The sequence below is a fragment of the Pseudoalteromonas sp. H103 genome, from assembly GCF_001469205.1.
GTDB lineage: Bacteria > Pseudomonadota > Gammaproteobacteria > Enterobacterales > Alteromonadaceae > Pseudoalteromonas > Pseudoalteromonas carrageenovora.
In genome coordinates this window covers 182308-193346 of sequence record NZ_LOFG01000002.1, presented here as the reverse complement: position 1 = coordinate 193346, position 11039 = coordinate 182308, and the positions used below count along the sequence as shown (strand labels likewise).

Sequence of the window (11039 nt, the reverse complement as noted above, 5' to 3'; positions counted from 1 at the left end):
TCCTTTGCACCAAATTTGCTTGGTGACAATAGCGTTTTGGACCCACCTGACTCCATGCCGAACTCAGTAGTGAAACGAAACAGCGCCGATGATAGTGTAGCATTTGCTATGTGAAAGTAGGACATTACCAGGCTTCAAATAAGAGAAACCCGTTACAGCAATGTAACGGGTTTTTTGCTATCTGGGGTTTAGTAAATAGCCCATGCTTAATTCAGTAGTGAAACCAAAGCTTCGACCGATGATAGTGTAGCATTGGCTATGTGGCTCTCGAGCGCTGTGGGCACTACGACATCACCAGGCTTCAAATTGTAGAGAGCCCGGCTAGAAATAGTCGGGCTTTTTTACGTCTGCAGAAAAGTAAAATTCGCGCAATTAACATCCATACCTATCCCGTAGGTCGTGCGTAGCGACTCCCGACGCTAAAAGCATTTTTAATTATACCAAAATCACGCAATATCGCAGTCGGCCAAGACAGTAACATTTTACTGTAACTCTCTACGGCTGTTGGTAATCAAAAGTGAGTAGATTAGGCGTTAGCCTTGGCATCATAAAATAGCTTTTTAAGTATGTTATTTAAACCTTACTGGCATGTATTTCTTTTTATCGACTCAGAACAATTATTGCTCTAGTCTAAATCTAATAACTGTTACTTTATAAATTTACAAATAGAGTACAGAACTCAGATATATAAGATTAGGATAATAAGGGATTTATAATGAGTAAAATTGAAAATTATCTGCATGGTACTTTTTGCTGGTCTGAGCTTTGCTCTCATAACTGGAAAGAAGGTAAAGCATTTTATACTTCATTATTTAATTGGGGATATGATGACCAGCCAATTGGAGAAAATTTATATTACACCATGCTGCAAAAACAAGGTGATGATATTGCAGCTATGTATGAAATGGATCAAGAACAGGTTACTGCGGGTGTTCCGAGTTATTGGTTAGCATATATTACTGTAGATAATGTTGATGAATGTGCTTTAAAAGCAAAAAGCCTTGGTGCTGAAATTATTGCGGGTCCTCATGATGTAATGGATGCTGGCAGAATATTAATGATAAAAGATCCTGGTGGAGCAACTGTTGCTCTGTGGCAAGGGAATGCGCATAAAGGGTGTAAACGTGTTGAGGAGTTAAACACGCCATATTGGTATGAGATGGCAACGCGAGATACTAAAGTAAGTAAAGATTTTTACTGTTCTTTGCTGGGTTGGCAAAGTGAAACAAAGCCAATGGATAATATGCAATACACATTGTTTTTAGTTAATGGTAAACCTATCGCAGGCATGCTTGAAATGACAAAAGAGTGGCCGGCAGATATTCCTGCTCATTGGATGATCTATTTTGCTGTTGAGAATTGCGATACGGCTATTAAAAAAGCTGTAGAGCTTGGCGGGCAAGTGTGTGTACCTGCTACAGATGTTCCTGACGTTGGCCGATTTTGTGTTATCTGCGATCCTCAGGGTGCTGTATTTTCGGTAATACAGCCAGATATGCTTAGTAGTTCATTAGCGTAAATATATTCTGGTATTAAAGATAATATTATTTAATACCAGCAACTAAGTTCCCCACGTTATTTGACTATCCATTATGAATTATTGTTCAATTTTTCTTGCTATAATGCACACAATTAAATAGTTAGTAGCACTGAGAGCACAATGGAAATTGAACAAGATAGCAACTTAACCCTTCCTTTATTTCTTCTTGATGAAACTTTGAGTGAAAGAGATTTAGAGCACCCTGATTTTGAAATTTCTATTGCGTTAAATGATGAGTTACTAACTCAAATTTGCCAAAACCCGAGCGAAGGTAGCAGTGTTGCTATTACGCTGAGTAATTACCAACTATTAATTACAGATTCGGTGTACTTGGCGATTATAGAACAAGAGCACGATGCGCAAATTACTTTAACTCATGGACCTTTATTGAGTGTGGTACTAAATACCTCAGAGCAACAAACATTTGTGTCTCCACAAATGGATATGGTGCCAACATTTGACTTAGGTGATGAGGACTTAGAATGAAAAAAATTCTAATAAGTGCCATAGTACTGATTATTTTGAGTGGGTGTGCATATTTAGGCAATGCTCATTACGATAATGTATTTGGTGCAGAGCAAACACAGGAACGTATTGTTCCACATACCACGGGTGCCGGGGCTGATTTTTTACAAAATGTAAAACCAGTACTCGATACTCGCTGTGTTGTATGTCATGGCTGTTATGATGCGCCTTGTCAATTGAAGCTTTCATCGCCTGAGGGTATTGACCGTGGGCTAAGCAAAGATCTTGTTTATGATGGAACACGTTTACTTGCCACTACACCGAGCCGTTTGTTATTTGATGCCACTGATACTAAGCAATGGCGCGAGAAAAACTTTACGCCTGTGCTTAATGAGCGCGCTCAAACAGAAGAGGCTAACTTAGCTGGTAGCGTGCTATTTAATAGTTTGGTATTAAAGCAAAGCCATGAATTACCTGCTAATGAAGTCTTAGATGATGAGTTTGATTTTTCACTTAGTCGCTCACAAACGTGTGCCACAATGGGCGAATTTGATCGACTTGCGGATGAGCAACCCCATGCTGGTATGCCTTATGGTTTACCGGGAGTTTCGCGGGAAGAGTTTAATCATTTACAAAACTGGCTTAAAGATGGCGGTAAAATGTCGCACCTTAAGCCGCCTAGCCAATTTGATCTAAACAAAATAAAAGGCTGGGAAGCATTTTTAAATCAAGATAGTTTAAAGTATCAGTTATCCGCTCGTTATATATATGAACATTGGTTTTTAGCGCACATTTATTTTACTCCCGAAAACCCAAAAAGCTTTTTTAAACTTGTGCGTTCAAGTACTCCTCCTGGTGAGGAAATAAAGCTAATCAACACGCGCCGCCCATATGATGATCCTAAAGTTAGCCGTGTTTATTATCGTTTTATGCAAGAACGCTCAACTATTCTTTCTAAAACACATTTACCACTTGAGCTTAATGAAGCTAAGTTACTACGTTTATATGAGCAGTTTATTGCGCCTGATTACACCGTAACTAAAATGCCGAGTTATAAAGCTCAGTCGGCTTCAAATCCATTTAAAACATTTGAAGTAATTCCTATTAATTCTAAGTATCAGTTTATGCTTGATGAAGCTGAACTTATTATTATGGGTTTTATAAAAGGGCCTGTTTGTCGTGGTCAGATTGCGCTAAACGTAATTAATGATCACTTTTGGGTAGCCTTTGCTGACCCTGATAAAGTTGCTACACCCGCTGTAGGGGAAATGCTTGTACAACATGAAGATGCTCTAGAGCTTCCTGCTGCTGAAGAAAGTAATGCATTGCCTATCTCTAGCTGGGTTAAATATTCAGTACGTGAGAAAAAATATTTACAGGCTAAAGTTGAGCTTGCAAACGACATGTTTAAAGGTGGCGAGCATCTTACAACCGATTTGCTTTGGAAAGGTGATGGACATAATAAAAATGCAGCACTGACTATTTTTCGTCATTTTGACAGTGCTACTGTGGTTAAAGGTTTTATAGGGCAAGAGCCTAAAACGACTTGGATACTTGATTATGCTTTATTTGAGCGTATTCACTACTTACTTGTAGCCGGTTTTGATGTGTACGGAAATATTGGTCATCAATTAGTGACACGCTTATATATGGATTTTTTACGTTTAGAGGGCGAGCAAAACTTTTTATCGTTGCTGCCAGAGGCAAAGCGTAATCAAATTAAAAAACAGTGGTATCGTAACTCACCACCAGATTTATCTAAGTTCTTTAAAAATAATCGCGAATTTAGCCAGCCAAGCGGTATTGAGTATAAAACCGATAACCCACAGCACGAGTTATACACTTTAATGAAGGAGACTTTAGCGCCTGTACTAAGTGAAAGGTACGATTACACTAAAGTGCCAGAGCCGTTAAGTGCAATAAATAATATGTCTGCAGAAGCGGTTAATTTATTACCTCAAATTTCTTTTGTACTTGTTAAGCAAGCTGATAATAGCCATAAAGGTTATACAATCATCCATCATAATGCGCACTATAATATATCGAGTTTATTAAATGAAAACGGCCAACGAGCCTATGATGAAGATACAGCTACAATAGTGCCTGGCTTTATAGGTGATTACCCTGCTGCTATTTGGTATTTAAATAACGAGCAACAAGTTAATGCATTTGCCGAGCAGTTGCCAATGATGCAAATTGAAGCTGATTATCGTGCTTTAAAAAGTAAATTTGGAATACGCCGCACTCACCCACAGTTTTGGCAATACAGCGACATTTTACACTCTGTGGCAAAAGAGTATCGTGGTATAGAACATGGAATGTTTGATTACAACCGATTAGAAAATAGATAACGTTTAACTTTATAAAACCCAGCTTTTGCTGGGTTTTTATTGTCATAGTTTTCTTGTCTAAACATAGCTTACTTAATCATATAAATGGTATTACTCTTACTGATTTTGCGTTTCATAAAATTAGGCTACACTTAAATAAAAAAACAGGCCCTTACATGTTCAATATTATTAAAAGTGTTAGAAAGCGATACCGATGGGCGTTATTAGCTATTGCGCTTTTGATCAGTGGTTCTGCATTATTACTCCAATTAAGTATTTCGGTTCAAAAGTACGATGCTAAAATTATTAATATTGCAGGTAAGCAAAGGATGCTTTCGCAAAAAATAGCCTGGCATAGTAATACTATACTTAATACGAATAATTACTCTGCATTACATACTCAATCTCTAAAAAAATCCTTAAATGTATTTAAATCTGCTCATCAACAATTATTAGCTCAAAGCCCTAACGGGGAGTATAAATATTTAACGCCTGAGCTTATAAAGTTATACCTATATGAGCCAATACAGCTAGATAAAAGCGTTACACAATACATATTAGAAGCAGAGAAGTTGTTATACCAAAAGGGGGAAGTAAAACAGTCAGTTTTTTCTATCGAAGAGGTAGAAGCGCTTTTATTAAACCTCGATAAGGCAGTTAGTTTATATGAGCAAAGTGCGCTCAGTAAGGTTAACTGGGTTTCTAATTTAGAAATATTATGTTGGCTATTAGCCATGATATTACTGCTAATTGAGCTAAGATTTGTTTTTATGCCAATGGAGAAAGAAGTAACAAGTACGCTGTCAGAATTACAAAAACAAAAAGATTTTGTACAGCAAATTAGCCAAAATAAAGAGCATTTTATTGCCAGAGCTAGTCACGAATTTAGAACACCTTTACAAGGCCTTATCACATCTATAGAAGCACTAGAGATAACCCCTGAGCAAGAAAGTATTAAAACACAGGCAAAATATTGCTCCCTCAGGTTAATATCCATGCTTGATGAGTTACAAGACCTGCAAGCTCTAAGTGCAGGGAAGTGGGTGCCCCATTTAAAAGATGAAAACCTATTAGAGTCGTGCAATAAAGTAGTGATAGCTTATAAATATGCATGTAAGCAAAAAGGTATAAAGTTAACTAGTCATTTAGATGAATCGTTAAATTGTATTTGTAAATTAGATCACCAGCGCTTACAGCACATGTTTACTGAATTGATGAGTAACGCGATTAAATTTACAGCTCAAGGTGAGATTAATGTATCTGCAAAGCTTTTAAATAATGAGTTTTGTTTAACTGTGAAAGACACTGGTTGTGGTTTTTCACAGGCAATTGCTGATCTTGAGTTTGATTCGTTTAAACAGAGTAACCACTTTCAAGGATTAAGAACCGGACTTACCCGGGTACAGTATGTAGTTAAGGCGCTTCATGGCGCAATAAGCTTTAAAAACAACGAAACGCATGGCGCTACAGTGACCCTAAGCTTACCAATAATAAGTCATAAAGAAGCGCTTGTAGAGCACACAGTAAACAGCAATCTAACATGCTTAGTTGTTGAGGATAACCCACTTAATACTATGTTGCTTACCCGTATACTTACTCTTTTAAATTTAAGCTACGAATGCGCCGTAAATGGAGAAATAGCGTGTGATATGGTGAGCAAAAATGAATACGATATTATTTTTATGGATTTAAATATGCCAGTGATGGATGGATTTGAAGCAATAAAAATAATACGTTCTGAACTTAATAAAACCATGCCAATTATAGCCGTAACAGCAAATACCTCAGATGATGATATGGAGCAAGTTTATAAAAATGGAGCTAATTTTCATATCCATAAACCTATCAGCCAACAAGCAATTGAGGATGCTTTAAATAGCATACGTGAAATTAATTTCACTTACAGTGAAGGTACTTGCTAAGTACTTTAAATATGCGTTAAGTTGTTGTTTTATTGTTTACTCGGAAACGTACGTGCAGTCAATTACGCTTCAGCAATTTAATGGTTATTTAAAAGGGCAGGGTAAAAGCCGTTACAATATTAGTACTTTAAATTGGCAAGTTAATTTGGGAGAACATTGGCTATTATTAGGCGGGAATGGCGCAGGTAAATCAGCGCTAACGGCTACCTTGATAGGCGAGGCACAGTGTGAGGGTGGCAAACGGTTAAGTAACATTGACAAGTTGATGTTGGTCTCATCTGATTCCCAAAAGCAATTACTAGCAAATGAGTTAGAGCATGAAAAGCAAAGCCTAGTAAAAGATCTTATATTTACCTCGCAAAACCAACACAGCAGCCTTTTAACTCAGCTTATTGAGCTTTTTAAATTTGATACGCTACTAAACAGGCGCTTTAGAGACCTATCAACCGGTGAAACCCGCAAGTTATTACTCATTAATGCGCTTAGTTCAAGCTGTGACTTAGTGGTGCTTGATGAGCCTTTTGATGGACTTGATGCGGATTCGTGCCTTCAGCTTAATCAAATACTAGTAGATCTTAGTAAAATAATTACTTTTGTTTTTGTCTTAAACCGTCTGGATGAAATCCCTGCTTTTATTTCTCATTATGGTTATGTTAGCCAAGGGTGCTTAATCCATACATTAGCTAACCCAAGTGTTGAACAGTTAAACGACTTACTAAAATTACTGCATTTAGAGCACACTACATTAAGTGTACCAAAACCCGATAGCACACAGTTACAATCGCTATTTGCAGGCGAGACTTTAGTTAAATTAAATAATGCTAAAGTTAGTTATAGTGATGTAACTGTATTTAAAAACTTAAGCTGGACTATAAAAAAGCATCAGCATTGGCAACTAAGTGGAGCAAATGGCTCAGGTAAAACATGCTTATTAAGCTTAATAACAGGTGACAACCCTCAATGTTATAATAATGACATTGAAGTGTTTGGGTTTAAACGGGGTACGGGCGAAAGTATTTGGGATATAAAACAGCACATTGGTTTTATATCAAATGCACTTCATATGGATTTCCGAGTAAGTATTTCGGCGCTTAATACTGTTATTTCAGGATTTTATGACAGCATTGGTTTATATCAAAAACCGAGTGATTCACAAGTAAATATCGCCAAGCAGTGGCTTGCATTAATAGGTTTAAGTGATAAGCAAAACACCTCATTTACCCAGCTTTCGTATGGGGATCAGCGTATGTTATTAATTGTACGCGCGATGATAAAGCACCCCACATTACTTATTTTAGATGAGCCTTGCTTAGGGCTAGATGAAGCGAATAGGCAGCGGGTGTTAGTATTAATCGAGAAAGTGTGTGCGGCTAATACAAGCACTGTAATTTATGTAAATCACCATGCGGCAGACAAAATTAAAGGAATAGAGAATTACTTAAAAATGGAAGATTTTAAGTATTAGTTCGTTTTTTATATTTTTTATTAATACTTTCTATTGAATAAATAACGATTTCAATCGCAAGAAGAGTAGAAGCAATGATTAACCCGCCACTTGGTTTAAAGTGTCCCTCTTGATAGTAATATATTCCACTTATAAACAGCATGGAGAGAAAAAATAAAATCTCAAATTGAATACGTTTCATAATTCACTTAAATATTATGAGCTTACAAAGAGTAGCCATTTCGTAAGCTCTATAGGGGGTCTAATTTTAAAGGCGAGTAACACTGAAACCTTTATCTTTTAACTGTTTTATTAAACCATGTTGCTCTGGTAAGTGCAGTGCGCCTACTGCAATAAATAGCTTTTCTTTAGTTAAGCGAGGCACTAATTGCTCAACCCATTTATCATTACGATTAACTAGCATAACTTGCTCGCTTATTTCACCGTAATTACTCTCGTCAAAACTCATATTGTAGTACTCGGTAAGCGTATCCATATCGCCATTTTTCCATGCGTTTACTAGCTTAATGAAGTAGGTATTAATATCGGCAAGCTGCTCAAACGTTTCTTCAATCATTTCGTTACTTAATAGTGCCATACCATCAAACATTTGCAGTTGCTGCTCTAGCGTTTCTAGCTCTCCAATTGTGATATTTTGCTTTTTAGCGTAAGCAAGTACTTGCTTGTCTATGCCTGTTTGGTCAGAAAAACCTGCATTTTGAAACTCAATTTGCATCATCGTCACCATTACAGCCCAAGGTTTTAGGCCGTTAAACATGGCAATATCAATCGATTTTTTAGAAAAATAATCTTTAAGTTTACTGTAGTTTTGCTTTGAGAGCTCTGTTTGTAATGTTTTGCCATCTTTAAGCATCATAAAGGGCATTGAACGCTGCTGCATTTGCAAAGGCGTGAGTTTACTAATATCTACTTCAACAACAACTTGCTCGCTTTGATCTATAGCCTTAGTTACTTTTTCTGGTAAGCCTTTCATGCTGGCATCACCTACGTGAACTGTGCCAAACAAATATGAGCTAGTGCCGTTTTTCTCTACTTTATATAAAGCCGGTGCCGCAAGGCTATTAAAACTAAGTACTGTAAACAGCACCATAATAAAAAGGTGACTAATACGAGGTGTTGCTTTCATAGCTTGTCCTTAAAATCTCATTGTTGAGTTAGATAAATACTAACCTAAATTCACTTTATGGGCAGTGTTAAATTAAATGTAAGGGTATTATTTTCGTTATTTTGAGCATTGATTTTAAAGCCATTTAAATCACATAAGCTTTGCACTATAGAAAGGCCTAAACCGTGGCGTTGGTTATTAGTTCGTGACGAATCGAGTTGATACAGTGGATCAAAAATAGCACTTAGCTCTTCATTGTTAAGTAGCCTGTCGACTTTGTTACTGATTGAAATTGTTAAACTATGCTCATTTTCAATGGTATCTAATATGATTGCTTGATCAGTTATACCGTAAAATAGTGCGTTATCTATAAGATTACATAAAATGGTATTTAAGCTAAATTCATCTGCAATAATAGTTAAATCATCATCGAGCATATTATTAATACGCTTTGATATATTTAGATGCTTGAAGGCCAGCTCCTCAATAATTTGGTCAATTAAGCGTTTTAAAATGATATTTTGATTGCTCAGCTCAAAAGCATTACTGCTAGATCGTTGCAATAACAGTAAGCTATTTACAATCGTTTTCATTCGCTGGGATATATTGAGTACGTCGCTGGTATAGGTGTCGCTAATACGTTTATCTTCAGGGTATCGAATAGCTACCTCTGAAAGGCTTATGAGTTCAGCAATAGGAGTTTTTAGTTCGTGTGCTATATCGCTAGTTAAGCGTTTTTCATTGCTGTAGAGTTTCTGATTTACAGTGATAAACTTATTTAGTTCGTTACGTATGGGTTCTAATTCTTCTACTTTTATATCGCTTTCTATGGTTTGTGCTACACCGGTAATATCGAGTAACTTTATTTGGTCGTTTAAATTATGCAGCGGATACAAGCCTTTATTTACAATACGTGTCACTAAATAACGCACGCCAAATACACCAAATATACATGTTAAAATAAATACAACATCTATAATTATGAGCACTTTATTAAGTTCATCAGTAGGTGCTGCTATTGTTAGTGTCATACGGTTAAATACGTCTAAACCTGTAGTGCTTCTATCATCTTTTTGTGCAATAAAATGGCTTATAAGTGCGCGGCCATCATGTCCGTTAGGAAGCTCAATATCGATTATTTTAGATTCATTTATTGGCATGTTAAAAAAAGGTAAGTTGGCATTTGGAAACAAATCGAGTGAATCGGAACGTTCAAATATCGCTTCGCCGTGCCAAAGCTGATAAAACTCGCTGGCTTGTGCTTGCTCATATTCAGACATAAACTCGCCAGCAAAATCAAACTCTACATTGCCGTTATCATCTTCTACTAAGGTTTTTAAGTAGTTAGCTTTGTTAGTTAAAGATTGATTGAACTGGTCCTCGACCCAAGTATCTACACTTAAATCAACGGTTAAAAATATAGTGAATAAAATAACTGAAATCACTGCGCTAATATAATTAACCAGTTTACGTTTAATTGAGTGTGTTTTATTTTGCTGTGGCAACATAGCCAAACCCCCGTTTATTTTTTATCGGAAGCTCGCCATCAAACTGTCTTACTTTTTTACGTATAGTAGATATGTGTGCTTCAAGCGCATTTTTAGAGAGCATATCGAACTGACCTACTACTGCTTCGCTTATAAACTCTAGTCCTAACACTCGCTCAGGAGTGTTAAATAAGCATTCTATTATTTTGTATTCATTACGCGTGAGCTCAATAGCATGCTGCTTGTAATGAAGCGTTTTAAGCGAGAGATCTAATACGCAGTCGCCTACGGTCAGTGTATTTTGTTGGTTGTGCAATGAACCACGACGAAGCAATGCAAGGACACGAGCATGGAGTTCTTCAAATGAAAATGGCTTAGTTAAATAGTCATCAGCGCCTTTCATCAGGCCATTAATTTTATCTTGAGGTTCGCTTTTTGCAGATAGAATAAGCACACGGCTTTGGCTATTACTGCTACGTAGTGCTTGTAAAATATTCATGCCATCAACACTCGGTAGCATTAAATCAAGTACCAGGAGGTCGTAGTTTCCACTCAGTGCCATGCTCAACCCTTGTGAGCCATCACCGGTTTCATCTACGGTAAAGCCAAGGTTGCTAAGGCCAACTTGCAAGCTGCGCCTTAGTGCTTCGGAGTCTTCAATAACGAGGATTTTCATGTTTACTCGGTTTATAATAAAGCCTTGTTACTTTAACAAGGCTTTATTA

At 36.9% G+C, this 11039-nt stretch carries 9 protein-coding genes and 1 rRNA gene; 6 read left to right on the top strand and 4 right to left on the bottom strand.

Going from position 1 to position 11039, the window contains the following annotated elements; genetic code table 11:
• Window positions 1–18: 18 nt before the first annotated feature.
• The 6 genes from rrf to ATS74_RS04045 all read left to right on the top strand — a co-directional run bounded on the left by rrf (window position 19) and on the right by ATS74_RS04045 (window position 7722).
• A 5S ribosomal RNA gene (gene rrf / locus ATS74_RS04070) occupies window positions 19–133 on the top strand.
• A 582-nt stretch (window positions 134–715) separates the two neighbouring features.
• Window positions 716–1519, top strand: coding sequence for a VOC family protein (locus ATS74_RS04065; protein WP_058547666.1), 804 nt, complete (start codon window positions 716–718; stop codon window positions 1517–1519).
• Between the two features lie 141 nt (window positions 1520–1660).
• Entirely contained in the window at window positions 1661–2026 is a 366-nt protein-coding gene (locus ATS74_RS04060; RefSeq protein ID WP_058547665.1) for a hypothetical protein, read from the top strand.
• Window positions 2023–4356: a fatty acid cis/trans isomerase gene (locus tag ATS74_RS04055; protein WP_058547664.1), complete on the top strand. Its 2334-nt coding sequence runs from the start codon at window positions 2023–2025 to the stop codon at window positions 4354–4356. The genes ATS74_RS04060 and ATS74_RS04055 overlap by 4 nt, the downstream gene beginning before the upstream one ends.
• A 155-nt stretch (window positions 4357–4511) precedes the next feature.
• Entirely contained in the window at window positions 4512–6257 is a 1746-nt protein-coding gene (locus ATS74_RS04050; protein ID WP_058547663.1) for a response regulator, read from the top strand.
• A 52-nt stretch (window positions 6258–6309) separates the two neighbouring features.
• On the top strand, window positions 6310–7722 hold the full coding sequence (locus tag ATS74_RS04045) for an ATP-binding cassette domain-containing protein (RefSeq protein ID WP_058547678.1): 1413 nt from the start codon (window positions 6310–6312) through the stop codon (window positions 7720–7722).
• On the opposite strand, the gene ATS74_RS04040 is transcribed toward ATS74_RS04045, so the two are convergent.
• The 4 genes from ATS74_RS04040 to ATS74_RS04025 form a co-directional block, all read right to left on the bottom strand.
• Window positions 7712–7903, bottom strand: coding sequence for a hypothetical protein (locus ATS74_RS04040; RefSeq protein ID WP_058547662.1), 192 nt, complete (start codon window positions 7901–7903; stop codon window positions 7712–7714). The two genes, ATS74_RS04045 and ATS74_RS04040, sit on opposite strands and share 11 nt — an antisense overlap.
• 66 nt (window positions 7904–7969) lie before the next feature.
• Window positions 7970–8848, bottom strand: a complete 879-nt coding sequence (locus tag ATS74_RS04035; protein WP_058547661.1) for a TraB/GumN family protein — start codon at window positions 8846–8848, stop codon at window positions 7970–7972.
• Window positions 8849–8898: 50 nt separating this feature from the next.
• Window positions 8899–10335, bottom strand: a complete 1437-nt coding sequence (locus ATS74_RS04030) for a sensor histidine kinase (RefSeq protein WP_058547660.1) — start codon at window positions 10333–10335, stop codon at window positions 8899–8901.
• On the bottom strand, window positions 10316–10990 hold the full coding sequence (locus ATS74_RS04025) for a response regulator transcription factor (protein WP_058547659.1): 675 nt from the start codon (window positions 10988–10990) through the stop codon (window positions 10316–10318). The genes ATS74_RS04030 and ATS74_RS04025 overlap by 20 nt, the downstream gene beginning before the upstream one ends.
• Between the last annotated feature and the right edge of the window lie 49 nt (window positions 10991–11039).

Excerpts from the sequence above, each read along its gene's own strand:
- ATS74_RS04040 (WP_058547662.1), bottom strand. The coding sequence starts at position 7,903 with ATGAAACGTATTCAATTTGAGATTTTATTTTTTCTCTCCATGCTGTTT.
- ATS74_RS04060 (WP_058547665.1), top strand. The coding sequence starts at position 1,661 with ATGGAAATTGAACAAGATAGCAACTTAACCCTTCCTTTATTTCTTCTT.
- ATS74_RS04025 (WP_058547659.1), bottom strand. The coding sequence starts at position 10,990 with ATGAAAATCCTCGTTATTGAAGACTCCGAAGCACTAAGGCGCAGCTTG.
- ATS74_RS04055 (WP_058547664.1), top strand. The coding sequence starts at position 2,023 with ATGAAAAAAATTCTAATAAGTGCCATAGTACTGATTATTTTGAGTGGG.
- ATS74_RS04035 (WP_058547661.1), bottom strand. The coding sequence starts at position 8,848 with ATGAAAGCAACACCTCGTATTAGTCACCTTTTTATTATGGTGCTGTTT.
- ATS74_RS04050 (WP_058547663.1), top strand. The coding sequence starts at position 4,512 with ATGTTCAATATTATTAAAAGTGTTAGAAAGCGATACCGATGGGCGTTA.
- ATS74_RS04065 (WP_058547666.1), top strand. The coding sequence starts at position 716 with ATGAGTAAAATTGAAAATTATCTGCATGGTACTTTTTGCTGGTCTGAG.
- ATS74_RS04030 (WP_058547660.1), bottom strand. The coding sequence starts at position 10,335 with ATGTTGCCACAGCAAAATAAAACACACTCAATTAAACGTAAACTGGTT.